The 26,640-nt window shown below is 74.0% G+C and carries 22 protein-coding genes; 9 read left to right on the top strand and 13 right to left on the bottom strand.

Annotated features, from left to right (window positions below; genetic code table 11):
* Positions 1–182: 182 nt before the first annotated feature.
* Positions 183–776, top strand: coding sequence for a GNAT family N-acetyltransferase (locus ACZ4VL_RS09420; RefSeq protein ID WP_468197704.1), 594 nt, complete (start codon positions 183–185; stop codon positions 774–776).
* Positions 777–827: 51 nt separating this feature from the next.
* Here ACZ4VL_RS09420 and ACZ4VL_RS09415 read toward each other — a convergent pair whose 3' ends face one another.
* Positions 828–1,814: an ion transporter gene (locus ACZ4VL_RS09415; protein WP_468197708.1), complete on the bottom strand. Its 987-nt coding sequence runs from the start codon at positions 1,812–1,814 to the stop codon at positions 828–830.
* 315 nt (positions 1,815–2,129) lie between these two features.
* Between ACZ4VL_RS09415 and ACZ4VL_RS09410 the strand changes: the two genes are divergently transcribed.
* Positions 2,130–4,976, top strand: a complete 2,847-nt coding sequence (locus tag ACZ4VL_RS09410) for a winged helix-turn-helix domain-containing protein (protein WP_468197702.1) — start codon at positions 2,130–2,132, stop codon at positions 4,974–4,976.
* Between the two features lie 129 nt (positions 4,977–5,105).
* Positions 5,106–5,303, top strand: a complete 198-nt coding sequence (locus ACZ4VL_RS09405; RefSeq protein WP_361085821.1) for a hypothetical protein — start codon at positions 5,106–5,108, stop codon at positions 5,301–5,303.
* A 58-nt stretch (positions 5,304–5,361) separates the two neighbouring features.
* Here the strand turns inward: ACZ4VL_RS09405 and ACZ4VL_RS09400 are convergent, their stop codons facing one another.
* The 4 genes from ACZ4VL_RS09400 to ACZ4VL_RS09385 form a co-directional block, all read right to left on the bottom strand.
* The gene (locus ACZ4VL_RS09400) at positions 5,362–6,738 is read right to left on the bottom strand and encodes a hypothetical protein (RefSeq protein WP_468197699.1); all 1,377 of its coding nucleotides are present in this window, start codon (positions 6,736–6,738) and stop codon (positions 5,362–5,364) included.
* A gap of 149 nt (positions 6,739–6,887) precedes the next feature.
* A complete protein-coding gene (locus tag ACZ4VL_RS09395) occupies positions 6,888–7,631 on the bottom strand; it encodes a carbonic anhydrase (RefSeq protein WP_468197697.1) in 744 nt (247 codons plus the stop codon).
* 216 nt (positions 7,632–7,847) lie between these two features.
* A complete protein-coding gene (locus ACZ4VL_RS09390) occupies positions 7,848–8,759 on the bottom strand; it encodes a PaaX family transcriptional regulator C-terminal domain-containing protein (protein ID WP_468197695.1) in 912 nt (303 codons plus the stop codon).
* Positions 8,756–9,400 (bottom strand): GNAT family N-acetyltransferase, encoded by a 645-nt coding sequence (locus ACZ4VL_RS09385; RefSeq protein WP_468197692.1) that lies wholly within the window; start codon positions 9,398–9,400, stop codon positions 8,756–8,758. The genes ACZ4VL_RS09390 and ACZ4VL_RS09385 overlap by 4 nt, the downstream gene beginning before the upstream one ends.
* Positions 9,401–9,488: 88 nt before the next feature.
* On the opposite strand from ACZ4VL_RS09385, the gene ACZ4VL_RS09380 reads away from it, so the two are divergent.
* Entirely contained in the window at positions 9,489–10,550 is a 1,062-nt protein-coding gene (locus tag ACZ4VL_RS09380; protein WP_468197690.1) for an alpha/beta hydrolase family protein, read from the top strand.
* A gap of 54 nt (positions 10,551–10,604) precedes the next feature.
* On the opposite strand, the gene ACZ4VL_RS09375 is transcribed toward ACZ4VL_RS09380, so the two are convergent.
* The 4 genes from ACZ4VL_RS09375 to ACZ4VL_RS09360 all read right to left on the bottom strand — a co-directional run bounded on the left by ACZ4VL_RS09375 (position 10,605) and on the right by ACZ4VL_RS09360 (position 16,459).
* Positions 10,605–10,901: a hypothetical protein gene (locus ACZ4VL_RS09375; protein ID WP_468197688.1), complete on the bottom strand. Its 297-nt coding sequence runs from the start codon at positions 10,899–10,901 to the stop codon at positions 10,605–10,607.
* Between the two features lie 115 nt (positions 10,902–11,016).
* Positions 11,017–13,911 (bottom strand): ATP-binding protein, encoded by a 2,895-nt coding sequence (locus tag ACZ4VL_RS09370; RefSeq protein ID WP_468197685.1) that lies wholly within the window; start codon positions 13,909–13,911, stop codon positions 11,017–11,019.
* A gap of 244 nt (positions 13,912–14,155) precedes the next feature.
* The gene (locus ACZ4VL_RS09365) at positions 14,156–15,511 is read right to left on the bottom strand and encodes a cytochrome P450 (protein ID WP_468197683.1); all 1,356 of its coding nucleotides are present in this window, start codon (positions 15,509–15,511) and stop codon (positions 14,156–14,158) included.
* A gap of 15 nt (positions 15,512–15,526) precedes the next feature.
* Positions 15,527–16,459, bottom strand: coding sequence for a terpene synthase family protein (locus tag ACZ4VL_RS09360; RefSeq protein ID WP_468197680.1), 933 nt, complete (start codon positions 16,457–16,459; stop codon positions 15,527–15,529).
* Between the two features lie 529 nt (positions 16,460–16,988).
* Between ACZ4VL_RS09360 and ACZ4VL_RS09355 the strand changes: the two genes are divergently transcribed.
* Together ACZ4VL_RS09355 and ACZ4VL_RS09350 are read left to right on the top strand one after the other, a co-directional pair.
* On the top strand, positions 16,989–17,399 hold the full coding sequence (locus tag ACZ4VL_RS09355) for a hypothetical protein (RefSeq protein ID WP_468197678.1): 411 nt from the start codon (positions 16,989–16,991) through the stop codon (positions 17,397–17,399).
* Positions 17,400–17,691: 292 nt separating this feature from the next.
* Positions 17,692–18,372, top strand: coding sequence for a M15 family metallopeptidase (locus ACZ4VL_RS09350; protein ID WP_468197675.1), 681 nt, complete (start codon positions 17,692–17,694; stop codon positions 18,370–18,372).
* 26 nt (positions 18,373–18,398) lie between these two features.
* Here ACZ4VL_RS09350 and ACZ4VL_RS09345 read toward each other — a convergent pair whose 3' ends face one another.
* Positions 18,399–18,635 carry a hypothetical protein gene (locus ACZ4VL_RS09345; protein WP_468197673.1) on the bottom strand — a complete coding sequence of 79 codons (237 nt, stop codon included), beginning with the start codon at positions 18,633–18,635 and terminating at the stop codon, positions 18,399–18,401.
* Between the two features lie 269 nt (positions 18,636–18,904).
* On the opposite strand from ACZ4VL_RS09345, the gene ACZ4VL_RS09340 reads away from it, so the two are divergent.
* Both ACZ4VL_RS09340 and ACZ4VL_RS09335 read left to right on the top strand, forming a co-directional pair.
* Positions 18,905–20,065, top strand: a complete 1,161-nt coding sequence (locus ACZ4VL_RS09340) for an alkaline phosphatase PhoX (RefSeq protein WP_468197671.1) — start codon at positions 18,905–18,907, stop codon at positions 20,063–20,065.
* A gap of 181 nt (positions 20,066–20,246) precedes the next feature.
* Entirely contained in the window at positions 20,247–20,564 is a 318-nt protein-coding gene (locus ACZ4VL_RS09335; RefSeq protein WP_361085774.1) for a PRC-barrel domain containing protein, read from the top strand.
* Positions 20,565–20,607: 43 nt separating this feature from the next.
* On the opposite strand, the gene ACZ4VL_RS09330 is transcribed toward ACZ4VL_RS09335, so the two are convergent.
* Positions 20,608–21,309, bottom strand: a complete 702-nt coding sequence (locus tag ACZ4VL_RS09330) for a DsbA family protein (RefSeq protein WP_468197668.1) — start codon at positions 21,307–21,309, stop codon at positions 20,608–20,610.
* A gap of 157 nt (positions 21,310–21,466) precedes the next feature.
* A complete protein-coding gene (locus tag ACZ4VL_RS09325) occupies positions 21,467–23,002 on the bottom strand; it encodes an FAD-dependent monooxygenase (protein ID WP_468197666.1) in 1,536 nt (511 codons plus the stop codon).
* A 143-nt stretch (positions 23,003–23,145) separates the two neighbouring features.
* On the opposite strand from ACZ4VL_RS09325, the gene ACZ4VL_RS09320 reads away from it, so the two are divergent.
* Positions 23,146–23,838, top strand: coding sequence for a TetR/AcrR family transcriptional regulator (locus tag ACZ4VL_RS09320; protein ID WP_468197664.1), 693 nt, complete (start codon positions 23,146–23,148; stop codon positions 23,836–23,838).
* 60 nt (positions 23,839–23,898) lie between these two features.
* On the opposite strand, the gene ACZ4VL_RS09315 is transcribed toward ACZ4VL_RS09320, so the two are convergent.
* Entirely contained in the window at positions 23,899–26,559 is a 2,661-nt protein-coding gene (locus ACZ4VL_RS09315) for a SpoIIE family protein phosphatase (protein WP_468197663.1), read from the bottom strand.
* Positions 26,560–26,640: the final 81 nt, after the last annotated feature.

The raw sequence follows: 26,640 nt of genomic DNA, 5'->3' as shown, positions 1-26,640 counted from the left end.
CCCCCCCCCCCCCCCCCCCCCCCCCCCCCCCCCCCCCCCCCCCCCCCCCCCCCCCCCCCCCCCCCCCCCCCCCCCCCCCCCCCCCCCCCCCCTCCGCGGCAGCGGACCCACCCGTGCCCGCCCGCGCCCTCAGTCGGCCGGAACCCCTGCCGTTCGGGGCGGCCCGGGCATAGCCTCGTGGCATGACCGCGACCAAGGACACGACGTACGGCACCACGTACCGGCTCCGCACCGCCCGACCCGAGGACGCGGAGGCCATCGTGGCCCTCGACGGGTCGTTCACCACCTCCACCGTCTTCGAAGTGGCCGTCACCGACGGCGGGTTCGCGCTCCGCGAGGTTCCGGTGGACCCGCCGCTGGTCAAGGTCTTCCCCGACGCGTTCGATGACGACGACACGGATGACGACGACGGCGATGACAGCGGTGCGGAGGGCAACAGCCGCACCTTCGTCGCGGTCGGTGAGGACGGGGCCGTCGCCGGCTTCGCCGCCGTCTCCTACGCGGCCTGGAACCGGCGGCTGACCATCGAGGACATCGAGGTCGCCCCGGCCCACCGAGGCCAGGGCATCGGCCGCGCGCTCATCGGGCACGCCGCCCACTTCGCCCGCGAACGGGGCGCCGGGCACATCTGGCTGGAGGTGACCAGCGTCAACGCCCCGGCCATCCACGCCTACCGGCGGATGGGCTTCGCCTTCTGCGGCCTGGACACCAGCCTTTACCAGGGCACCGCGTCCGAGGGCGAGCAGGCGCTCTACATGAGCATGCCCTGCCCCTGACCCCCCTTCCGCCGCCGGAGCCCGTCCCGCGGCGCCCCCGGCACCGCGGGCTCACGCGGGCGGCCCGGACACCGCCCGGAGCCCGGCCGGAACCGCGGCGCCCGGGCCGGCGGACCGGTCGGGCAGGTCAGGCACCCGGGGCACATCGCCCCGGTCGCCATGGTCGCCCCTCGGCGGGTGCGGGGCGCGGGCGAGCGCGGCCTCCACCTCGTCCAGGGCCCGCCGGGCCTCGGCCACCCGGGCCCGGAGCTCGGCGGACGTGGGGCCCGCGGGCTCGGGGCGGCCCTGCTGCTTGAGTTCGAGCCGGGCCTGCCGCTCCTGCTCCCTGGCTTCCTCCAGGGAGCCCAGCACCACCCCGATCAACACGTTGACCAGGACGAACGACGCCAGCAGCACGTACGAGGCGTAGTACAGCAGCGTCAGCCGCGACAGCTCCAGCCCGGCCCGCACCGCGTCCGCGAAGCCGTCCATCGTGGTCAGCAGGAAGAGGGTGAGGCAGGCGCGGCCCACCGACCCGAAGTGCACCGGGTCGGTGTCGGCGAAGCACATCCAGCCGACCATCGCGTACACGTACACGACGAGCGCGCCCACGCACAGGAAGCTGAGCGTGCCCGGCACAGCCCGCCCCACCGCGATCAGCAGGACCCGCAGCTGCGGCAGGAACCGGGCGGTGCGTAGCACCCGGCTGAGCCGCAGCAGCCGCAGCACGCTCGTGTTCTCCCGGATCAGCGGCAGGAACGCGGCCAGGAGCACGGCCAGGTCGAAGAGGTTCCACGGGTCCCGGAGGAAGGCCTTCGGCCGGTCGGCGCAGGCGGCGGCGCGCACCACCAGCTCCACCGCGAACAGGCTCAGGAACAGGTTCTCGGTGCCCGCGAGCAGCTCCTGGTGCGCGGCGGCGAACCCGTGGTACGTCTCCGCGCCCAGCAGCACCGCGTTGCACAGGATCAGCGCGAGCACACCGGTCCCGAAGGCGGGGGAGTCGACGAGGGCCCGGCAGCGCGCGGCCAGGCGGATGCGGGGCGGGGCGGAAGGGGCGATGACGGTCAAGGCCGGTCCTCGAACGATCGGGCAGCGAGGGGCTGCGGTGACGCGGAGCCGGCGGTGATCGTGACACCCCGGGCGGCCCCGCCCGCCTCAAGATCACCCGCATGAGTGGCGTATCCGCGCTTTCTCACGCCATCGGGTGACCGGCCGGTCGGCAGGTGCCGGAACGGGCGCTCCCGAGGGTCCACGCCGTGCGGCCGCGCATCACCCGGCACAGGTGATCCGAAAGGTGTCCTGCCGACGCCCGACGTACGATCATGCCGAAAGGGATCCGCACGCGCGGCCGCCCCGTCCTTCCTGGTGATAGGCATGGGTGAGACAGCAGCCCCCCGCTCCACCCCCCGCACGGCGGCCCGGGAGCCCCGTGGCAGCCGGGCCTTCGGCGTTCCGGTCCTGCCCACCCGCTTCGCGGTCCCCTCCGTCCCGCACACCTTCGTCCGCAGGCCCCGCCTCACGCAGCGCCTCGCCGACGGCGTCGACCGCCCCCTGGTCCTGGTGAACGGCCCGGCCGGCGCCGGCAAGACCCTGCTGGTCGCCGACTGGCTCGCCCGGGACCCCCTCCCGTGGCCGGTCGCCTGGCTGACCACCGAGGCCGACGACAACGCCCCGGGCATGTTCTGGGCGTACGTCCTGGAGGCGCTGCGCCACCACGGGCTGCCCCTGCCCGACGACGTCGGCACCCCGGCCCGCGCCGAGGAGGTCGACCACGCGCTGCTCATCCGCTTCGCCGCCCACCTGAGCGGGCTGCGCGACCCGGTCCTGCTCGTCCTGGACGAGTTCGACCGCGTGTCCGCCCCCGTGATCGCCGAGCAGCTCGCGTTCGTCCTCCAACACTCCCGCCCCGCCCTGCACCTGGTCCTCATCAGCCGTACGGAGCCCCTGCTGCCCCTCCACCGGTACCGGGCCGGCGACGAGATGGTCGACATCCGCGGCGCGGACCTGGCCTTCAGCCGGGACGAAACGGCCGCCCTCCTGGACCGCCACGGCCTGGACGGCGGCCCCGAGGCGGCCCGGCTGCTGACCGAGCGGACCGAGGGCTGGGCCGCCGGCGTACGGCTGTGCGCCCTCGCCATGCACGAGACCGACGACCCGGCCCGCTTCCTGAAGGAGTTCGAGGCGGGCCGCAGCACCGTCGCCGACTACCTGCTGGGCGAGGTCCTGGCCACGCAGCCCTTCGAGACCCAGGACCTGCTGCTGCGCACCAGCATCCTGGAGCAGACCCACCCCGACCTGGCCAACGCCCTGACCGGGCGCGAGGACGGCGCGGCCATCCTGGCCTCGCTGGAACGGGCCAACGCCTTCGTCACGGCCGTCGGCCACTCCTGGTACCGGCACCATCCGCTGTTCGCCGAGATCCTCCGCGTCCACCTGCGGTCCGGGCAACCGGGCCTGGAGCGGGAACTGCACCGGACGGCGGCCCGCTGGCTCAGCGGGGCCGGGCAGCTCGTGAGCGCCCTGCCGCACGCCGCCGCGGCCGGCGACTGGGAGTTCGCCGCCGCGCGGTTCGTCGGCGACCTCGCCGTCGGCGGCCTCTTCACCGGGCTCGACGCGGACCGGCTGGGCGAGGTCTTCGCCGCGATGGCCCCCGGCACCCCTGGCCCCGCCCCCGAACTGGTGCGGGCCGCACTGGCCTTCGCCCGGTACGACGTCACCGGCGGCCTGGACCGGCTGCGCGCGGCCGAGGAGCCGCCGGCCCGCGACCCGCGCGACCCGAACGCGCCGGAGCTGCCCCCGGTGCGGCTGACCCGTGCGTTCCTGCGCGTGGTGGCGGGCAGGCTGGCCGGCTCGGCGGCCATGGCCGAGGCGGGAGCAGCCGACGCCGCGGCCGCGGCCCGGCAGGTGCCGCCCGAGCACCTCGCCCTCCATCCCGAGCTGGACGCCCTGCTGCTGACCGGCCTCGGCGCCGCACGGCTGTGGGCCGGGCACTTCGACGCCGCGGCGGAGGCACTTCAGGCCGTCGCCGACTCCTCCGAGGGCCCCGGGACGGCTTCGCCGCGGCACGAGGCCCTGGCCCGGCTCGCCCTGATCGACCTCCTGCAGGGGCGGCTCGGCCGGGCCGAGGCCCGGGCCCGGGAGGCGGCCGCCGAGGCCACCCGCAACGGTCTGCTGCCGGCCCACTGCAGTGGGGCGGCCGATCTGGTCCCGGCCGCCGTCGCCCTCGAACGGGACGACCTGGCGGCCGCGGGCGCCGCCCTGGACCGGGCCGCGGAGTCCGCCGGCACCCATGACGACCCCGTCGTCGCCGCCGGCCGCGCCGTCCTGCGCGCCCGCCTGCTGCTGGCCGGGGGAGACCCGACGGGATCCCTCGCGCAGTCGGCGGCGGCCGTCGCCCGCCCCCCGGCGGGAGAACCCTCCCCCTGGGCGGCCGCCCACCTCGCCCTGGCCGCATCGGCCGCGCACCTGGCCCTCGGGAACCCGAAGGCCGCGCTGGCAGCCCTCGGGGCCCGGGCCGGGCTCCCCGCGGTGCCGACCGCCGACACCGCCGGGGCCGCGGACGCCGCCGCCGAAGCCGCCGTGCGAACCGGGGCCCCCTGGGCCGCGGAGTACGCCGTCGCCGCCGCCCGTGCGTGGATCGCGGGCGGCGAGAGCGCCCGGGCCATCGAGGTCCTGGACCCCCTCACCACCGGCAGCGCCGCCGGCCCCGCCGTGACCGTACGGGCCCTGCTGGCGCGTGCCGAAGCGGCGGACGGCTCGGGCGACCCGGCGGCGGTGCGCCGCCTCGTCGTCCGCGCCCTCGGTCTGGCCCGCCCCGAGCGGTTGCGCCGCCCGTTCCTCGACGCCGGACCGTGGCTGCGCCGGGCCCTGCACGGCCGTCCGGTGCCCGGCCACGACTGGCTCACCCCCGGCCCCGCCGGCGCCCGGGCCGGTGGCGGCTCCCGACCGGGCGCAGGAACGGGAGCGGGAGCCAGGACCGGAGCCGCGCGGCCCGCGGAGTCCGGCGCGGCGGGGGCGGTCCTCGTGGTCGAACCGCTCAGCGAACGCGAGCACGAGGTCCTCGCCTTTGCGGCGCAGCTGCTGTCGACCGAGGAGATCGCCGCCGAGCTGAGCCTCTCCGTCAACACGGTCAAGACCCACCTGAAGAGCATCTACCGCAAGCTCTCCGCCAACCGCCGCGGCGAGGCCGTCCGCCGGGCCCGCGAGCTGGAGCTGCTCTGACCGTTCGAGCCGTGCGTACCCCGGCGCGGGGCGCCGGGCAGCGCTCACCTCCCCCGGGTGATGCCCGCGGGCGGCGACGCGCCCAGCATGGAGGGAACGGGCCTTCCCCGTCGGGAGAAGAGTGTGCTCATGCGATACGAGATCCGCATCGACGGGCAGATGTCGGAGACGCTCAGCGGGGCTTTCCCCGAGCTGAAGAACTTCGTCATCACCGACGAGACGGTCCTGTTCGGCCCCGTCGTCGACGAGGCTCACCTGTACGGCCTGCTCGCCCGCTTCCAGGCCCTCGGCCTGCACGTGGTGGAGATGCGCCGGCTCCCGGAGTGACCGGGAGCCCGCCCTGTGCCGCCGCGCCACCCGGAGCGGGTGGGGCGGCGGCGTCGGCTCACCCGCCGTCCGGAGGCGGCGGCGGTCCTGCCGGGCGCTCCGCGCCGCCGCCCGCACCCGCACCCGCACCCGTACCCGTACCCGCGGTCACGCGGCCGCTCGCGGCGAGCAGCGCGATCAGGGCGAGCAGCACGAGCAGGATGAGCACCAGCAACAGGATGGTCAGCACCGTCGGGTGGTTCCACAGCGCGAAGACCAGGACCACCACGAGCATGGCGCCCAGCGTGAGCCAGCGGCGGTTGGCCTCGACCCAGGTCCCGGCGCGGCCGGTGTGGATCCGGTGGTGGTCCGCCCAGACGGCGGCGGAGTCCGCGGTGCGGTCGGAGGTGCCCCGTACCGCCTTCGGCAGTCGGCCGGGGCCGATCAGGTAGGCGCCGAGGGCGACGACGATGCCCAGGGCGATCGCGGTGCGCAGGCTGACCCGCAGGAACCGCACCAGCGCGTCGAAGATCGCCGCGGCCGCGGCCGGGGACTGCACCTGCGCGGGCAGGTGGTCGAGGTAGTAGCGCCGGCCGATGACCAGGCCGATGGCCACGACCAGACAGGCGAACGCGGCGCCCAGCGCCGTCCGGGCGAGCGCGCGGCGCCGGTGCCGGGCCAGCAGCACCCCGCCCGCGCCGAGCAGCACGGTGATGACGGGCAGCCAGTTCCCGACGACGTCCAGCAGATGGGCGGCGTTGCGGATCTTGCCGAGCTCCTCGGAGTGGAAGAGCACCATCTGCTTGTGCACTTCCGGGATCTTGCTCGCCGGGGACAGTCCGGCCTTCACGAGGGCGTCCTTGATCTGGTCCACCAGCGTGCCGATGTTCAGGGTGACGGTGCCGTCGGAGACGCCGACCGCGCCGCGGCCCTGGCCGGTGAGCGCGTGGACGACGGCCGCGTGCGCCACCCGGTTCGCGCCCGTCCAGACCTCGTCGAACTGGTCGCTCTCCACGACGCGGGTGGCGACCTTGGTGACGGCTCCGTCGATGGCGGAGTCCAGCTGGGGGGCCAGCCCGCGCACGGCGTTGGCGGCCCGGGGCGGCAGTCCCTGCGACTCCAGCCAGTTGGCCACGTCGTCGGTGACCCCCCTGGCGTCGACGTGGGCGGCGACGGCCTCGGTGGCCCGGTGGACCGCGGCGGCCTGGACGGCCTCGTTCCGGGCGAGGGGGGCCATCGTGGCCACGTACCGGTCGGTGTCGAGCACGATGTCGTGCACCCACACCGTGAGCACCGAGACGGGCACCAGGATGCAGGTCAGGACGAGGATGACAGCCGAGACCGTGCTCTGTACGACGCGGCCCGCCGGCGATCCGCGTGCCGCGCCGTTCGCCTCGCGCGCCGCGCTCCCGGAGCGTGGGGGTTGCGGAGCGGACGGTTCGTTCGGAGAGGACATGGCAACTCCAGGGGATGGGTGCTCTGCCTCCATTGGCGCCCGTACGGGGGCGGGCGGCACGCCTGGTGGGTCCGTCCGGGGTACGGCGGCCGGCAGCCCGGCCCGTGCGTTGGGCCGCCCTCCTCGCACCGGACACTTGCCCGGACGGGTCAGTCGAGCCGGGTCACCCGCTGGCTGCTGAGCTCGTACCGGGCGCCGACCACGGCCAGGCGGCCCGCCGCGACCCGGGCCGCGAGGTCCGGTTCGCCGGCCAGACTCGCCCGCACCCGGCGCACGTTCGCCGTGACGGCCGCCTCCACCCGGGCGGGGCGGGGCAGGCCGGGGTCCACCGCGGGGCGGATCTGGTCGGCGAGGTAGCGGACGTGGGCCGGCAGCGGGTCGCCGGTCCCGTCCGCGTCCACCGCGGCCGCGACCGCCCCGCAGCCCTGGTGGCCCAGGACCACGACCAGCGGAACGCCCAGCTCCAGCACGCCGTACGCGATGCTGCCCAGGACCGCCTCGTCCAGTACCTGGCCGGCCGAACGCACCGTCAGCAGATCGCCCAGCCCCTGGTCGAACACCAGCTCCGGCGGCACGCGGGAGTCGACGCAGCCCAGCACCACGGCGAACGGGTGCTGCCCGGCCATCAGGACCCGCCGTACGGTCCGGCTCTCGTCCGGGTGGCGCTCGTGGAGCGTGCGCCAGCGCCGGTTCCCCGCCGCGAGCTCCCGCCAGGCCGGCCCGGGCCCGGTGGGCCGGGGCCCGCCCACACCGGGCTCCGGGCGGCGCCCCGATGCCGTCGACGCGACGCAGAGCAGCCCGGTGCCCAGCAGGGCGGCGCCGCCCAGCCCGGCCCGTACCAGCCCGCGCCGGGCGAGCGGGGACGACGGCCCGCCGTCGTGGTCGACACTCATGTGCGCTGAAGCTAGACGCCCCGGAGCGGCGGTCCGGGCAGCCACCGCGGAGGCGGCACCCCCTTGGGCGAGACAATCCCCGCCCGTGTCGGCCGCCCGTGTCGGCCGCCCGTGCCACCGGTCGCGCGTGCCACCCGTCGCCCGTCGTCCCACGCCCACGCCCACGCCCGCGCCGGCCGGACGCGCCCCGGCCGCGGGCCGCAGGGCCCGCGGTGGTCAGTCCTCGCCGGGCTGCACGGCGGCGCTGCCCACATCCCCGTAGAGCCGGAACAGCCGCAGCCGCCCCGGGTCCTGCGCATCCCCGGCCGCGAGCGCGTCCCAGCACTGGGCGGCGAGCGCCCGGGCCCGGGTGCCCGGCCAGGGCTGCGGGAGCAGCTCGGGCGGCAGCAGCGGGTCGGGTTCCATCGCGTCGGTGAAGGCCGCCGCCAGCTCGACGGCGTACGTCAGCCGCTCGATCCCGGTGGGCCGGTCCGGGCCCGACAGCAGGGCCAGCCGGGTCGCGGCGAGCGCAGCCAGTGCCTCGTGCCGCTCCGCGACCGCCGGGAGCGGCCAGAGCAGCGCCGCCAGCCGGGCCGGGTCGTCCTCCTCGCCGACCCGCAGGTCGCGGCTGGTGAGCCGGGTGAGGGAGGAGAGGACGCCGAGCCCGCGGGCGTGGGCCTCGACGATCTCCCCGATGGCGTTGGCGCTGACGTACAGCCCGCCCTGGAGCGGGGCCGCGCCCAGATGGAGCAGGGTGTCGCGCAGCGCGTCGCGGGCCTGCCGGGAGGACTCGGGGATGGCGAAGGCGAACAGGTGCCAGGTCCCGTCCCAGGGGGCGAGCCCGCGGTCCTGCCGGAAGGCGTGCCGGACGTACTCCACGTCGGGTGCGACGGATCCGGTCGCGTCGGCGGTGGCGTGCAGCCGGGCCTTGCGGCCCCGACCCTCCTGGGTGAACCGGCCTTCGCCGACCAGCCGTTTGACGCACAGCCGGACCTGCTGGTCCGTCATGCCGAGGGCCTCGGCGACGGCGTACAGCTCGCCGGCGTCGACGGTGCCGTCCTCGCGGACGAGGGCGTGCACGAGGGTCCGGGTCCCGATCCCGGGCGCGGCCGGACCCGCCGTGCTCCGCGCCGGCGGCCTGCTCGTCATCGCTGCTGCTCCCAAGGGTTGCCGGGGCCCGCGCCGCCGGGGTGTCCCGGGACCGTGCGGTGCATCGTAGTCACCGCGCCGAAGCCCATCAGGCCCCGGAGGTACGGGGTCCGCTCCGTGCGCACGGCGGCGAAGCCGTGCCGCGCGTACAGGGCGCGGGCGCGCGGGTTGACGTCGACGACGTCCAGACGGATCCGGGAGCGGCCGTGTCCGGCCGCGACCGCCGCGATCTCCGTGAGCAGCAGGCTGCCGATGCCGGCGCCCCGGTGGGCCGGGTCGACGGCGATGCCGTCCATGACGAGCTCATCCGGTTCCGCGGTGCGTTCGAGGAGGGCGAGCACGGCGAGCCGCGGCAGGCCGCGGAAGAGCCCGTACGCGCCGAGCACGTCCTGCACCCCGCCGCCGGTCAGGGCGCGCCCGTCCAGCAGGTAGCCGGCCACCCCGACGACCCGGTCCCCGCCCGGGAGGAGGGCGACGGCGGCGCGGTCGTGGTTCAGGTGCCGGGCGATGAACGCCCTGCCGCGCTCCGGCGGGTCGAGGGCGGCCCCGAGTTTGCGGCCGAAGGCCTCCCAGTACAGCTCGGCGACCCGCTCCTCGGATCCGCGGGGTACGCCGCGCCGGATGGTGACTGCTGGGTCCACGATCCCTCCTTGCCCACGCTTGTCCGTACGAACATAATACGGTCGAAGCAAGAACGATCGTTTGAGAAACGATAATTCGGGGGGAGCGATGACAGCCACACGCACGACGCGCCGCCGCCGGGTGGTGCGGGCCCTGCTCGCCGCGCTGGCCGTGCTGACGGTCCTGGCCGCCGGCCTGGGCGGCCTCGTGGCCTGGCAGAACAGCTACGACCTGCACGAAGAGGCGGTGACCGTACGCCACGGGGGCCGGACCCTGCAGGGCGTGCTGGCCCGGCCGAAGGCGGGGAAGGGGCCGTTCCCGCTGGTGGTGTTCGTCCACGGGGACGGGCCCGTCGACGCCACCCACGACGGCTTCTACCGGCCGCTGTGGGAGTCCTTCGCCCGCGCCGGCCACGCCTCGCTGTCCTGGAACAAGCCGGGCGTGGGCGGCGCCCCCGGAGACTGGCTCGACCAGAGCATGGACGACCGGGCCGCCGAGGCCGCCGACGCCATCGCCTGGGCCCGGCAGCGGCCGGACGTCGACGGACGCCGGATCGGCCTGTGGGGCGCCAGCCAGGCAGGCTGGGTCCTCCCCAAGATCGCCGCCAAGGACCCGGGAGTGACCTTCGCCATCGCCGTCTCACCCGCCGTCAACTGGCTCCGGCAGGGCCGCTACAACCTCCTCGCCGAGCTGCGCCGCGACCGCGCCTCCGACACCGAGGTCGCCGCCGCCCTGCGCCGCCGCGGGACCGGCCTGGACCTGCTCGCGCGGGGCGCCCCGTACGAGGAGTACGTACGGGCCGTCGGTGACCCGCAGGGCATGACCGCCGCCCGCTGGCGCTTCGTCTCCAGGAACCACACCGCCGACGCGAGCGCCGACCTGCCCGCGCTGCGCGGGATGCCCGTCCTGCTGGTGCTCGCCGGCCACGACGTGAACGTGGACACCGCCGAGACCGAGGCCGCGTACCGGCGGCTGCTGCCCGGGCCCGCGCTGCGCGTCGCGCACTACCCCGACGCCACGCACGGCCTGGTCGAACACACCGTCGAGAGCTCGTCGTTCCGTCTCACCCTGACCGCGCTGTGCGCGCCGCGGTCCCTGTTCGCCCGGGGCTTCCTGGCCGACCAGCGGGACTTCCTGGCTCCCGTGGCCGGCACAGGAGCCCGGCGGTGACCTCCGGCCGACCACCCCCGATCCCTCCGGGAGCCAGCCGCACCCGCCGGAGCCTCAGCCGTAGCCCCCGGTGGTGCCGCCGGTGCCGCTCGGGCCGCCGCCTCCACCGTCGTCGGGGGCGCCGCTTTCGCGTCGGTCCGCTCCGGCGATGGCCACCCCGGTCACCACGAGCACCCCGAGGAAGGCCGCCACCGCCAGCGGCCAGGGCCCGCCCGACGAACCCACCACCAGGGCCGCGATCGCGAGGATCCACCCCAGGCAGCCGGCCACGGTGGCGAGGCGCTCCGGTTCCTCCGACCCCCCGGGCCGTCCGGGACCCGTCTTCCCCCGTTCCGTTCCGTCCTCGTCCATGCGGAATCCGCCCCCTCCGCTCGCGCCGTCCGGAGGGTTCTTCCCACCCGGCGCACGGGGACACCCCCGCCCGGAACCGCGGGCGGGGGTGTCCGAGGGCGTTCCCGGGCGGCCGTCACATACCGAGCGCCCGGCGGAGTCCGACCCGGTCGGTGCCCAGCTTGGTGAAGGCCGCGGACAGCAGCTCCGACACCGTCGGGGCCTCGACGCGCAGCTCCTTGGCGATGGCCGCGTTGTCCAGGCCGAGGGCGGCGTGCCGGGCGGCCGCGTGCTCCGCGACCGTCAGCGTGTCCTGCTCCGAGGTGTGCAGCCGGCGCGGCCGCAGACCGGCCGAGGCGAGCTGCGTGCGGGCCCGGTCGGCGAGGGCGTCCGCACTGCAGGCGACCGCGGTCTCCATGCCCCGGTACAGCTGCTGCGCCGCCCGGTGCGGATCGCCGATGGTCTGCAGGGCCGTGCCGTGGTCGATCAGGGCGTGCGCGAACTCGTAGGCGGCGGGAGACTGTTCCAGGTGGGAGACCGCCTCCTGGAGCAGGACGGCCGCCTGCACCGGGTCCGTGGTCGCCGCCGCGACGCGCAGCGCCTGGCCGATCACGCTGGGTGCGCCGAACGCGCGGGCCCGTGCCACGGCCTCGGTCGCCGTGGCCCGCGCCAGCTCCTGGTTGTACGTCGCCTGCGCGAGGGCCAGGTCGAGCTGCCACGGACTCCACGAGGGGTTCCGCGTACCGCGCAGGTCGAGGCGCCGGCCCGCCTCGGTCAGCTGCTGCTCCGCTTCCTCGATCCGGTTCTGGGCCAACAGGAGCCTGCCCCACACGGCCTGCGGATCGGGGTAGACGATGGCGCGCGGGAACCCCTCCGACAGCCGGTAGCTGCGGGCGACCTGCTCGGCCTGCGTGACGTTGCCGCGGGCGAGCAGCGTCTCGATGAGGGTGCCGATGGCGTACCACTGCGCCGGGATGTCGTGTCCGATGCGGTTGGCGATGTCCAGGCCGTTGCGCACGAAGTCCTCGGCTTCGGCGAGTCGTCCGCGCCGGTAGCGGACGTAGCCGAGCAGGGTGTACACGAACGACAGGTGCGCGCCGCGCCATCCCTTCGACTCGAAGTCGAGGATGCCCTCGTTGAAGAGTTCCTCGGCGCGGCCCGGCTGGTCGCAGTACATGAGGGTGACCGCGATGACGGCGGGCACCTCGAACCCGAAGTCCAGATCGGTCCAGCTCATGCCGCCGTCGAGGGCCTGCTCCACGTAGTCGAGGGAGGTGGCGACGGGTTCCCCGCGCACGGCGGCGTCCCAGGCGCGCAGCCCGAGGATGTGCCGCTCGGCCAGACCGCGGCCGCTGAGCCGCTTGGCGAACTGGGCCAGGAGCCGTGACCTGGCGGGCGAGTTCTCCTCGTCGACCCGGACCGAGTTCCACTTGAACTGCTCGGCCTGCATGCGCAGCCGGGTCCGGGCACTCGTCGCACTGCGCGCTTCGTCGGCGAGCAGCCCGGCGGCCTCCTCCAGCTGGCCCGTGTGCGCCAGCGCCTGCGCGAGCCGGTACGTGATCGACTCCCGGAGGCCCTGGGCGATCTGCGGTTCCTCCAGTGCCGTCCTGAGCTGGTTGATGGTCGTCACCGGATCGTGCAGCAGGTTCGCCGAACCGAGTTCGAACAGCACCTCGGCCCGGTCCTCGGCCTCGGGCGGTTCACGCAGCGCACGGGCCAGGTAGCGACGGGCCGCGTCGGGTGCACCGGCGGAGAAGCTGTCGCGCGCCGCCTGCCGGAGCTGCTGCACCACCCACGGGTCGCCCTCGGGGTGCATTTCCAGTAAATGGCGGGCGGCGGCGGACGTCCCGTGTCCGTCGTCGATCAGTGCCTGGGCGGCCATGCCGTGCATCGCGACGCGCACGCCCGGCGGGATCGACCGGTAGACGGCGGTGGCGATCAGGGGGTGGAAGAACTCCACGACCTGCTTGCTCCGCAGGCTGGTCAGGACGGTCAGGATACGGGCGGCGTGCAGCTGCTCGATCGCGTCGGCGGCCTGCGCCTCGCCGAGCGCCGCGACACTGCCGACGATGCCGGTCGGGACCGCGGTGCCCAGCACCGCGGCGGCCCAGGCGAACCGCACGGTCGAGGTCCCGAGCTGCTCCAGGCGCTCGATGAGGCCGCTGCCCTTGACCGCGGAGGCCAGGTCGCGGAGCTGCACGATGTTGTCCTGGTGCGGTTTCAGCCCGCGGTCACGGCCCTTCATCGCCAACTCGACGACCTCGAAGGGGTTTCCACCGGTGATCGCCCAGCACTCGCGGCAGAACACGTCGTCGGCGCTGGACCCGAGGGCGTCGCGGACGATCTGCGCCACCGCGCCGGTGGTGAGCGGCGCCAGCTCGTGCGGCCGGGTCCCGCGCCGCCCCATCAGGTTGCGCAGCCCGGCGGCATCGGTGGGGATCTCGTCCGGACGGCAGGCCACCATGATCAACATGGCCAGTTCCTCTGCGCGCGCCGCGAACGCGGTCAGCCACGCCAGGGACTCGGCGTCCGCCCAGTGCGCGTCGTCGAGGATGAGCACGACGGGCGCGGCGCGCACCGTCAGCTGGGTGACGACCCAGTCCAGGCCGTCGCGCACACCCTGCGGGTCCGGCACCGTCGGGCCCTTGCGGGCCGCGGTCAGGCCGAGCGCCGGAGCGACGATGGAGTGCCAGTTGCCGAGCGCGGCCCGCCGGTCGTCCTCGTTCATCGCGGCGAACGTCGGCTGGGTGAGCTGGCGCATCACGTGGAACGGCACCTGCCGCTCCTGTTCGCCACCGCGTGCGAACAACACCGTGCAGCCGTGGTCGGTGGCGTACCGGCGGGCCTCACCCAGCAGCGTGGTCTTGCCTATGCCGGCCGATCCCGCGAAGGTCAGCACTCCTCCGCGGCGGGTGGACGCGCCCGTACCCTGGTCGGATACGCCGCGCAGATCGTCCACCGCGCGTCGGATCGCCAGCAGTTCGGACTCCCGCTCGAGCAGGGGCTTCGGCGCCCCTCCTCTGGGTTCCATGGCATACGACATTCCTGCCCCCTCCTGCGCGTGCGGCCGAGTGTATGGCCCTGGGGACGAGACGTTGTCGAATCACGTTGCATTCTCCGTATCCCGCCACTCGTGCGAGTGCAATGCTGTACCCTCCGCGTACTTCCTCGTGGTGGATTGATCGAGAAATGGCGCGAAGCGACCGGCGGGAGAGCGCGGACGATCGGACCGCGCCGGGGATCCCGGCGCGGTCGGGTGGGTCGGCCGGCCCGGATCAGCGGCGGGCGACCGGGATCATGGGGAGTGAGCTGGGCTGCGGTATCCCGGCGGGAACCTCGCGGACGGCGACCCCCGGGGCCGGTTCGAGACGCCACCGGGAGGCCACGCTCGCCACCGCGGTCAGTATCTCCGCCACTGCGAACGTGTCCCCGATGCACTTGTGCTGACCGGCCCCGAACGGGATGTACCGGTGGGCGCGCGGCCGTTCGCCCTCGTCCCGCCGCCAACGGTCCGGATCGAAGACCTCCGGTTCGCGGAACAGCGCCGGGTCCCGGTGCAGGGAGTACGGGCTGTAGGCCAGCTCGGCCCCCTCCGGGATCGACACGCCCCCCAGGGTGAGCGGGACCAGGGCGCGCCGGGTGAAGAGCAGCGGCGAGTGCAGCCGCAGCGCCTCCTGGAAGACGTGCTGCGCGTACGTCAGCCCGGACAGGTCCGAGGGGCGTACGGGCCGGTCGCCGACCACCGCGTCGACCTCGGCGTGCAGGCGCTCCTCGACCTCCGGGTGGCGGCCGATCTCGTGGAACATCCAGGCCAGGGTGGTCGCCGAGGTCTCCGTACCGGCGAACATGATGGCGATCACCTCGTCCCGTACCTGCTCGGGGTCCATCCTCCGGCCCGTCTCCGGGTCGGTGCTCGACAGCAGGTGCGAGAGCAGGTCGTGGCGGCCCTCCGGCTCCCGGACCGGGTACTGGGAGATCACCTCGTCGATGATCCCGCGCAGCCGCTCGGCGGCCGTGTCGAACCGCCGGTTGAGCGGAAGGGGCAGCCGGTCCAGGGACTTGGGCATGACCGCGCGCAGCAGCATGCCCTCCAGGACGACCGGCAGGGAGCGGTGCACCTCGTCGACGGCAGGGCGGCTCAGCTCCCCCGAGAAGATCATCTCGGCGACCGAGGACATCGCGTAGCGGCGGGTCTCGGTGACGATGGAGACCTCGCGCCCGTCCGTCCACGAGGCGGCCATCGCCTCGGCCTGCCGGCACATCGCCTCGGCGTAGCCGGTGACGTGGTTCCGCTGGAACGCCGGCTGCATCATCCGCCGCTGGCCGCGGTGGAAGTCCCCGTCGGTCGTCACGATCCCGTTGCCGAACACCGGGCGGAGCCGGTCGAAGATCCGCCCGCGGCCGAACCGCTCCGCCTGCTGCACCAGTACGGAGTGGACGTGCTCAGGGGTCGTCAGGACGTGCACCGGCCAGGTGCCGATGTCGATCCGGACGACCTCGCCGTGCTCCCGCAGCGACTCCAGGAAGGCGATCGGCTGCCGCCACAGCGGCAGGGCGTGGCCGAGGAGCGGTAACCGCCCCGGGGCCACGGGGGCGCCGACCGCGGGGCCCCCTCGTTCCACGTGTGCCACGGGCGGACCCCCTCGTCATGCCACCGATACCAGGTCCGGACGGGTGTACGCAGACTCCAGCCCGGCCGCGAACCGTTCGTCGCTGTACCGCGTGCACTCGTAACGCTGCCACAGATCCGCGCCGATCATCCAGTCTTCATAACTGCGCACGCACCGGGCGACCTGCGTGCGCAGGGCCGGGTCGGTGCCCTCGTCGGCGTCCAGGGTCAGGAACAGCCGCTGCCTGCAGTCGAGGTAGTCCTCGATGCGCGCCTGGATCCGTTCCTCCACGATCCGCAGTGCGTCGTCGAGCGAGCACCGCTCCCAGGTGGCGGTGAGGGAGACGAGGTTGTTGTTGTCCCCGCAGGAGTGCTCCTTCGGGAGCGAGAACACGTCGTTCTCCCACCCGATGACGTCCAGGGCGCTCGCCACGAGGTCGCGGAGTTCGGGCAGGTCGTGGATCCGCTGCGGCAGGTCGACGCCCAGGCCGGCCTCCACCATGTCCATCATGGGCAGCAGTTGGGCACTGTGCCGGCGCAGCAGGACGTACTCCTCGACCGTCGGGCGGCCGCCCGCCCGCCGGTTGCCCGCCTCCTGGTCCAACGAGCCCAGCACGAACCGGAAATGGGCCCGGAAGCGGGCCGCCGCCGGCTCGGACAGCCCGTCGAGGATCCGGTCGCACAGCTCGGTGAACCCGCGCACGAGCGGGTTCCCTCGCGCCGGTGCGCCGTCGATCCGGCCCGTGCCCAGGTACTCGGTGATGGCGCCGACGACGGGCCGCCATGCGGCGAGTCGGCCGTTCCTGATGAGATGGTCGTGCTGGTCGTCCAGGACGAACGACCAGGCCATCCACTCGGCGAGCAGGACGACCGTCTCGTACGGCACGTCGCCGCTCACCCGGCCAGCGAGGTGGCCGAAACCGATCCCCGCGAACTGGTCCACGGCGTCGGTGACGAGTTCGTGACGCACCGCCCAGGAGGTCGCCTCGGCATTGGCGCGCGCGGCATGCGGGTGCTTCGCGTTACCGAAAGGCAGATGGAAATCCGGAACGGTGAAATCAGCGAGCCCGGCCATTTGGTCCCCCCATGAAGAAGTCTCGTCCGTCTGTTGTCGCCCACCATGGAACATGGACGCTGCGACCTGGAGCGTTCCCCCTCTGCTACGGAATTTTCATGGGGATGTGTGATGTTTGTGGGGAGGAATCGGTCGCATGTCGAAAGGATCCGGCCATCTGCAAAGCAATTAACCCCCAGGGGGGAGCGCGCTGTCAATGTTGAGCGGCGGAAGATGGTGAATTGGTCCCGAAAACCCGTGCTGTCTATTCGTACAGAATATGTGGATGGCATAGTCGGCAACGGTCGCGGGCGCCGTCGCGTACGTCCGGGGCCCGTTGGCCGGGATGCTGCGGGGGAGCCGGCAAGTGCCCGAAGAACGCCTTGGGGAAAGGGGGTTCTGCCTAGACTGCGGGTGGACATGGCCGTCCGGGAGGGGTGGGAACGTGGTCGAGAACCGTCCGGCTGAACCGGATGACGGCAGCCCCGAGGCGGACGTCCTGGGCTCCTATCTGGAACGCGTGCGGGCCCGCCTGAGCGGGGAACGGTTCGAAGTGCTCATCCGCGCCGTCCAGACCACCTGCGCCCTGCTGGGGGAGGGTCAGCACCAGACCGTGCTCGAAGTGCCCGGTGGCGGCGAGCTCGCCCCCGACCTGCAGCGCGAGTACGTGTCCCTGCTCGCCGTGATGATCACCGGGCGGAGCGACCACCAACTGGTCGAACTCGCCGCGCCCGAGGGCGACAAGGGCTGGGCGGTCGTCGAGAACACGGGCCCCCGGCGCGTCGACGCCGAGCGGATGTGGATCCAAGCGGAACTCGAGGGAATCCTGCGCGCCGGCAACCCGGCGTCCCCCTGACCGAACCCGCCTGACACCTGGTCAATGGAGGGGCGTCACGGGGGCGTTACCAGGCCAGGTCCAGCAACTGCCCTACGGTCGACCTCAGAGCCGTGTTGCTCAGCAGCGCGTCACGCCCTGCGGCCTACGTGCATGCAGAGTTGAGCGGGACGTCACTCCGTTGCCGATGGCGCGACCACCGTTTCCCGGGCCGGTGGACCGTGCGGGCCGGGCTGCGGCGCGGCACCACCCCGACCCGACGCGGTCCGCGTGGCGTGCGGGACGGCGGGGCCGGGCCGTCTACCGTGGCCCGGTGCGCCTCGCCCCCCTCGCCGTCGCCGTGGTCGTCGTGCTCGGTGCCGCCGTCCCGTCCTGTACGCGCAGTGCCACGCTCCCGCCGCCCGGTCTGCGCGTGCCGGACCGGACGCGGGACCTGGCCGCTCAGGTGGCGGAGGTCCCGGCGGTCGCGCTCGGTACCACCTACCACCCCGGGTGCCCGGTCGGCCCGGACCGGCTGCGGCTGGTCCGGATGAACCACTGGGGCTTCGACGGCAAGGTCCACCGGGGGGAGCTCGTCGTCCACGAACGCGTGGTCCGGCCGCTGCTGTACGTCTTCGGCGAGGCGTTCCGGGCCGGGTTCCCCATCCGCCGGATGCGGCCCGTCTCGGCGTACGGCGGCGACGACGCCAGGTCGATGGCCGATGACAACACCTCCGCCTTCAACTGCCGCCTGGTCACCGGGGACCACTCGCGGCTCTCCCGGCACGCGTACGGCGACGCCGTCGACATCAACACCGTGGAGAACCCGTACGTGGACCGCACCGGCGTCGTCCACCCGTCGGCCGCCCGGCCGTACCTCCGCCGCGGCCGCACCGCGCCGGGCATGATCCGCCCCGGCGACGCCGTCACCCGGGCCTTCGAGGCGGTCGGCTGGCGCTGGGGCGGCCGCTGGTCGAACCCGGACTACCAGCACTTCTCGGCGACCGGTGGCTGACCGTGCTGCCGGAACCCCCCGGTGGGTCAGGCGGCCTCCACCCAGGCCCGGGTGCGGGCGAGCCGGCGCAGTTCGACCAGATCGGCGTACGAGTGCGCGGCGTCGGTCCAGTACGGATGGGAGTACAGCAGGCGCAGCTCGTGGATCAGTGCGCGCCGCAGCCTGGTGGTGCCCGCTCCGGGCTGCAGGGCGAGGGCGGCATAGGTCTGGATCACCCTGACCTGGGTCAGGAGGAGGTCGTCGGGGAACTCGGTTCGCGCCATACCTGAATTAGCCCACTTGTTCGATTTCCGGCGCAAGCGGAATCTGTCCGCCGAGCATCTCGTACATGCGTACGATTGATCCCTCGTGGCGGTGGCCCGCGCGGGGCGGGACTCCTCGGCCGCGCAGCGGTACGCTTCCGGCGCCTTCGCGGTCCCCTCCGGGTTCGGCAGCGGCCGCCCCCGCGACACTCGGCGTTGGCGTGGACGCAACACCCAGCCCCTAATTTCCTCAGCGCTCCCCCCGCTCTCCCCTTCTCCGAGGAGTGACCGTGGAACGTCGTACCTTCCTGCGCGGCGCTGTTGTCGGCACCTCCGCCGCCGCCTTCGGCGGCACGCTCATGCGCGGCGCCGCCTACGCCGCCCCCGCCCAGCCGGGACCGGGCCCGTACGGGGCGCTCCGCCCGGCCGACGCGAACGGGATCATGCTGCCCACCGGTTTCACCAGCCGCGTCATCGCCCGCTCGGGCCAGACCGTCCCCGGCACCTCGTACCAGTGGCACAACGCCCCCGACGGCGGTGCGTGCTACGCCGACGGCACGGGCTGGATCTACGTGTCCAACTCCGAGATCAACCCCTCCGGCGGCGCCAGCGCGGTCCGCTTCGACTCCTCCGCCACCGTCACCTCCGCGTACCGGATCCTCTCCGGCACCCGCCAGAACTGCGCGGGCGGCAAGACGCCGTGGAACACCTGGCTCTCCTGCGAGGAGGTCAGCCTCGGCTACGTCTACGAGACCGACCCGTGGGGCGTGAACGCGGCCGTCCGGCGGCCCGCGATGGGCAGGTTCAAGCACGAGGCGGCCGCGGCCGACCCGGTGCGGCGGGCGGTCTACCTGACCGAGGACGAGACGGACGGCTGCTTCTACCGCTTCCTCCCGGCCACCTGGGGCAACCTCAGCGCCGGCACCCTCCAGGTGCTGGTCGCGGGCTCCGCCACCTCGGGGTCCTTCACCTGGCAGAACGTGCCGGACCCGGACGGCTCGCCCACCACCACCCGCAACCAGGTGTCCGGCGCCAAGCGCTTCAACGGCGGCGAGGGCTGCCACTACGCCAACGACACGGTCTGGTTCACCACCAAGGGCGACAACCGCGTCTGGCAGCTCGACCTGGCCGACAACACCTACGAGCTGGCCTACGACGACTCGCTCGTGGTCGGCGGCGGCGCCCCGCTCACCGGCGTCGACAACGTCACCGGGTCCTCGTTCGGCGACCTGTACGTCGCCGAGGACGGCGGCAACATGGAGATCTGCGTGATCACCCCGGACGACGTGGTCGCGCCGTTCCTGCGGATCACCGGGCAGTCGTCCTCCGAGATCACCGGGCCCGCCTTCGCGCCCGCCGGCAACCGGCTGTACTTCTCCAGCCAGCGCGGCACCAGCGGCAGCTCCTCCGCCGGCATCACGTACGAGGTGACGGGCCCCTTCCGTACCTGACACCGCCACCTGGCACCAGCGCCCGGCGGCTCCGCCGACCACCCCGGCGGGGTCGCCCGGCCGTGTGGAGCCGTCGAAGAGGGGTAAATGTCTCGTATGTCGCTTCCCTGGCCGGCTGAGGCATGGTCTCGGCCGGCCGGGCTGGACGCGGGCCACAGCCCGGACGGGAGAGGTGAGACGTATGACCGCTGACCTGGCCGACCTCATCGGCTACAAGGTCGAGGCCGCCGACGGCGCCATCGGCAAGGTGGACCGGCACAGCGAGTACGTCGGACGGCAGTTCATGGTGGTGGACACCGGCCCGTGGATCTTCGGCCGGCACGTCCTGGTGCCGGCCTCGGTCGTCACCCGGGTGGACGAGGAGAACGAGACCGTCCACCTGTCCGCGACCCGGGCCGAGGTCAAGGACGCGCCCGAGTTCGAGCGCGGCCAGCACGGCGACGACATGGCGGCCATCCAGATCATCGAGCACTACTCCTCGAAGAACAGCCACACCTGAGCCGAAGCCCCTGCGCCCCGCGGCCGGTGCCCCGCGCGGGTGCCTAGTGGCGCGGCGGGCGCTCCGCGGCGGATTTCAGGTACCGGCGGAGGGCGGCCCCGTCGTCCATGACATCGCGGTCGCCCTCCGCGACGGGCCGGCCGTTGACCTCCATCGACGGGGTTCCGCGGATCCAGGACGAGCTGAGGGCCCGGTCGGCGGCCTCGACGAACTCCCGGTGCCGGGCCGTGCGCACCGCGTCGTCGAAGTCGGCGTCGCGCATCCCCTCGACGGTGGCGGCCAGGTCGAGCAGGCCGTCCGTGCTGAAGCCGCCGCGCCGCTTGGCCGAGGCCTGGCCGTCGTAGACCGCCCGGTGCAGGTCGACGAACCTGCCCTTGTCCAGTGCGGCCCGCAGGGCGTTGACGGCCCGCTTGGATCCGGGGCCGAGGAACGAGCCCAGGGCGAACCGGAGCTGTAGGTCGCCCGCCGCCGCCATCCGGAGCAGGCGGGGGCCGGTCCCCGTGGTCTCGAACTCGGCGCAGGCCGGGCAGCTCGGGTCCTCGAAGAGCGTGACGGTGAGTCCCGCCGCCGGGTCACCGACCCTGACGCTGGTCCCGTCCGGCCCCAGCGCCTGCGCCACGGGCCCGATGGGCCCGCTCTCGCGACTGTCGTCCAGCCTTCCCAGCGGCAGGCACCCGGCGGTCGCCGGCGCCAGCGCGGCCGCCCCGATTGCCACGAGCACCTGCCGTCTGGACCTGACCTGCATGTATGTCTCCTCCCCTGGTTCTGAAGAGGTGAGCGTACGCACCCCCGCCCAGCCCCTCGACCCCGGGGCCGCCCCGTACCCGGTCGGCCGGACGGGAGGGGGCCCGGTACGACGGCGCGCCCCGTCGCCGCGCCGCCGTACCGATCGGCCCCTGTGGTCAGCCGGCGGCCGGTGCGGCGCTGACCGAGGGGCCCGCGACCCGGGCCGCCCAGTCCGCCAGGTCGCCGGCTCCGGCCGCGGAGGACGCGGCCCAGGCCGTGTACCCGTCGGGGCGGACCAGGAACAGGCCGCGGCCGTAGCCCTCGTAGGCGCCTATGCGGGCCGTGCGCAGCTGGGGCAGTTGCGGGAGCTGTTCCGGCAGGTCGGTGTCGACGGCGAGCAGGGTGAAGTGCGGCCCCCGGAAGAGGTCGAAGAGCCGCAGCCCGTCGCGCCGGCCGTCGGGGGCGCGGTCGCCCGCGGCGAGGGCGCCGTCCGGCAGGCCGGACCGGGTCTCCCGGGAGAGCGAGGAGTCCCGGAGGTGGATACCGAGCTGCCGGGTGGCGGCCCCGCGGCGGGCCTCGCCGCGGTGGATCCGCGTGGACAGCCCCAGCACGGCGGCCGCCTGCGGCAGGCGCTCCTCCTCGTACGTGTCCAGCAGGGCCTCGGGCGCGCTGTCGCAGAGTACGGCGGCGAGCTTCCAGCCCAGGTTGTAGGCGTCCTGGACGCTGGTGTTGAGGCCCTGTCCGCCGGCGGGGGAGTGGATGTGCGCGGCGTCGCCGGCGAGGAAGACCCGGCCTTCCCGGAACCGGTCGGCGAGTGCCGCGTTCACCGTGAAGTCCGACGCCCAGCGGACCTCCCGGACGTCCTCGGCCCGGACGTGGGTGAGCTCGGCCACCAAGGCGCGGATGTCGTCGGCGGAGAGCTCGGCGCGTATCTCGGGGTACTGGCCGACGAACTGGAACTCCTGCGTGTGGGGCAGCGGGCACAGGGCCGCATACCCCCGGCTGCCGTCCTCGGCCGGCGGGAAGAGGTGCCAGTTGTCGCGGTCCAGGTGGTCGACGACCACGTCGGCCACGACCAGCGGCGTGGGGTCGACGCGTTCGCCGGACATCTTGATTCCGGTGAGCCGGCGGACCGTGGACCGGCCGCCGTCGGCGCCCACCAGGTACCGCGCGCGGACCGCGCGGGCCGGGCCACCGTCCGACGCGATGAGGGCCTCGACACCCTCGGCGTCCTGCGTGAGGGCGGTGAGCTCCACGCCGAACCGGACGTCACCGCCCAGTTCCCGCAGCCGGGCCAGCAGGATCTCCTGCGTCCGCCACTGCGGCAGTATCCAGGGGCCCGTGTACGGCTCCTGCTCGGTGGCCTCCGCGTCGTCGAACATGCGGTGCTCGCCGAGCCGCACCCCGTCCTTCCACGCCATGCCGACCGGCGCCGGCCCGCCCCAGCGCAGCACCTCGTCCAGCACGCCGAGGTCGTCGAAGACCTCCAGCGTCCGCGGCTGCAGCCCCTTGCCGCGCGAGCCCGGGAACAGCCCGGCCGCCCGCTCCACCACCAGGGGGCGCACCCCCCGCCGCGCCAGGCAACAGGCCAGCGCCAGGCCGGTCGGGCCTGCGCCCACCACCAGCACGTCCGCCCCGCCGCCGGCCCCGCCCGCGTTCGTGTCCACGTCCACGTCCACGTCCACGTCCACGTTCATCGCGTTCATCGTCATCCCCGTTCGTCCTACGGGCGGGCAGCGCGCCCACCTTCACCGAGACCTCTCGGTCCCCACGTTCCTTAACGCCGTTAAGGAGCTGATGTCACGAGGATGCCCTTAACGTTGTTAAGCTGTCAACCCCGATGAGAGAGGCAGCGATGACCCCCAAGCCCGAGCGCACGCCGCCCCGCGTCCCGCCGCTGAGCCGTGTGACCGTTGCCGAAGCCGCGCTGCGCCTGCTGAACGAGACGGGGCTGGAGAAGCTCACGCTGCGGGCCATCGCCGCCGAACTGGACGTGAAGGCGCCCGCGCTCTACTGGCACTTCAAGAACAAACAAGAGCTCATCGACGAGATGGCCACCGAGATGCACCGGCGCATGACCGCCGGTCCGGCGGCGCTGCCGCAGCCGCACGGGGCCGGGGCGGACGGGCCCGCGTGGCGCGCGCTGATGCTGGCCAGCAACCGCCACCTGCGGCGCACGCTGCTCTCGTACCGCGACGGCGCGCGCGTCTTCAGCGGCTCCCGTTTCACCGGCTCCGGACACGGCGAGCAGGTGGAGGCGCACCTGCGGGCCCTGCAGGACGCCGGCCTCGGCCTGCCGCAGGCCGTCCGCGCCCTTGCGACGACCTTCGTGTACACCCTGGGCTTCGTCACGGAGGAGCAGGGCGTCCACCCCGTCCCGGGCGAGCGGCGGGAGGGCTTCGACGTCGCCGAGCGCGGCGAGCGCCTCGCCGACTACCCGCTCGCCGCAGCCGCCGGAACGCACCTCTTCGAGGACTACGACGCCCAGTTCGAGGAAGGGCTCCAGCTCATCCTCGACGGCATCGCCGCCCGCTACGGCGCGAGCTGACCGCGGTACACGGCCCCGGTCGCGGCGCGGCCGGCGGCGGAAGAGCAGCACGCCGGAGGTTCAGTCGTCCTCCCCGTCGCCCGGCAGCTGTTGCTCCGACCAGATGACCTTTCCCTCCGGCGTGTACCGCGCTCCCCACCGCCGGCTGAGCTGCGCCACCAGGAAGAGCCCGCGGCCCCCCTCGTCCGTGGTCGTCGCGTAGTGCAGGCGCGGGGAGCTGCTGCTGCCGTCGAAGACCTCGCAGGTCAGCATGCGGTCGCGCAGGAGGCGTACGCGCACCGGCTCCGCCCCGTGCCGGATCGCGTTGGTGATGAGCTCGCTGAGCACCAGCTCGGTGCTGAACGACAGCTCCGACAGCCCCCACTCGTCCAGCTTCTCCACGGCGACCGCGCGCAGCGTCGCGACCGCGCTCGGCTCGAACGGCACCTCCCACTCGGCGATCCGGTCGGCCGGCAGCACCGAGGTCCGGGCGACCAGCAGGGCCACGTCGTCACGGGCGCGCACCGGCAGCAGTTCCTGGAGCACCGCCTGGACGGTGTCCTCCGGCTTGCGGTTGGCGTGGGCGAGGGCGGCGCGCAGCAGGTCGAGCCCGTCGTCGATGTCGCGGGCGCGGTCCTCGATCAGCCCGTCGGTGTACAGCACCAGCTGGCTGCCTTCGGCGAGCTCCAGCTCGGCCGCCTCGAAGGGGAAGCCGCCGAGCCCCAGGGGTGCTCCGGCGGGCAGGTCGGGCGTCTCGACGCGGCCGTCCGGGTACACCACCGCCGGCGGTACGTGGCCGGCGCGCGCCACCGTGCACCGCTGGGCCACCGCGTCGTAGACGGCGTACAGGCAGGTGGCGCCGAGCAGGCCGCCCTCGGCTCCGCCGCCCTCCCCGTTCTGGTCGGTGTACTGCACGAGGTCGTCGAGGCGGGCCAGCAGCTCGTCGGGCGGCAGGTCGAGGGAGGAGAAGTTCAGCACGGCGGTGCGCAGCCGGCCCATGGCCGCGGCCGCGTGCAGCCCGTGGCCGACGACGTCGCCGACGACGAGCGCGACCCGGCCGCCGGGCAGCGGGATCACGTCGAACCAGTCGCCGCCCACGCCGGACTGCGCGGGCAGGTAGTAGTGGGCGACCTCCACGGCGTTCTGCTCGGGCAGGTCGCGCGGCAGCAGGCTGTGCTGGAGGGCGACGGCGAGCGCGTGCTCGCGGGTGTAGCGGCGGGCGTTGTCGATGCTGACCCCGGCCCGGGCGACGAGCTCCTCGGCGAGCGAGAGGTCCTCCTCGTCGAACGGCTCCGGCTTCTCGCAGCGCCAGAAGTTGACCACGCCGAGGACGACGCCGCGGGCCTTGAGCGGGGCCGTGATCAGGGAGTGGACCCCGTAGTCGATGATGGCCCGGGCGCGCGGCGGGTCCTGTGCGTGCCAGCCCGGGGCGTCGTTCAGGTCGGCGATCACCTCGGCCTTGCCGCTGCTGAGCCCGCGCGCCTGCGGGGTGGAGGGCAGGAAGTCGATCAACCGGCCGCGGGGGTAGAGGGGCACGTCGTCGCGGATGCCGCTGACGCCGGTGCGGCGCAGGTCGACGGCGGCTGCGGTGGGCTCGTCGCCGAGCAGGACCGGTTCTGCGAGGTCGACGGTGACGAAGTCCGCGAAGCGGGGCACGGCGACGTCGGCGAGCTCCTGGGCGGTCCGTTCCACGTCGAGGGTGGTGCCGACGCCGACCCCTGCGTCGTACAGCAGCCTCAGCCGTCTGCGGGCGGCCTCGGCCCGGGTGGTGAGGACCTGCATCTCGGTGGAGTCCCGGATGGTGACGGCCATGCCTTCGGTCCGGCTGCCCGAGCGCCGGGTCGACCTCTGGTTGATGACCAGCAGCCGTTCGCCGGCCTCGATCACCTCGTCGGTGGCCTCCCGGCCGGAGAGCAGCAGGTCGGCCAGGTGTCCGTCGAGTTCGGGGAGGTCGCGGATGTGCCGGCCGTCGGCGTCGGGCGGCAGGCCGAGGAGTCGTTTCGCCTCGTCGTTCGCGAGGAGCAGTTGTCCGCCGCCGTCCGTGATCAGCACCCCTTCGCGCACGGAGTGCAGAACGGCGTCGTGGTGCTCGTACATCCGGGTCATTTCGAGCGGGCCGAGTCCGCGGGTCTGGCGGCGCAGGCGCCGGCTGATCAGCGCGGCGCCGGCGGTGCCGAGGGCCAGGCCGGCCGCGCTGGTGCCGAGGATGACGGGGAGCTGCTTGTCGACGACGCCGGTCACGTTCTCCACGGTGAGCCCCGCCGACACCAGTGCCTCGACCTTGCCCTTGTCGCCCTCGGAGAAGACGGGCACCACCGCCTGGATCTCCTTGCCCAGCGGGCCGTTCACGCTCTCGGTGTACACGTGGCCCTTCAGCGAGGGCTCGATCGTTCCGACGAAGCGTTTGCCGATGCGGTCGGGCAGCGGATGGGAGTACCGGATGCCGTTGGTGTCCATCGCGACGATGAAGTCGACCCCGGCGGCCTTCCGCGTCTGCTCCGCGAGTGGCTGGAGGGACTTGGACGGGTCCGAGGTCTGCAGTGCGTCGCGGATCGCGGGGGAGCGCGCGAAGGTCTCGGCGACGGCCACGGACCGGCTGAGGGCTTCCCGCTCGACGTCGTGGCGCGACTGCAGGACGAGGGCCAGTACCGAGCCGGCGGCGAGCAGCACCACGATCGCCACCTGGAGGACGAATACCTGTCTGGCGACGCTCCGCGGGCGCTTCCGGCTCAGTGACCGCACCGACGTCCCCGGCACGGGTTGCAAGGACGGGCCACGAGACCATTTGTAGCACTGTCTATGGCTGTCGGCCGGGAGTGCCGG

The organism is Streptomyces sp. NPDC029014 (genome assembly GCF_055564695.1).
The sequence above is the reverse complement of the archived record's forward strand: the minus strand, read 5'-3'. Positions and strand labels throughout refer to the sequence as shown.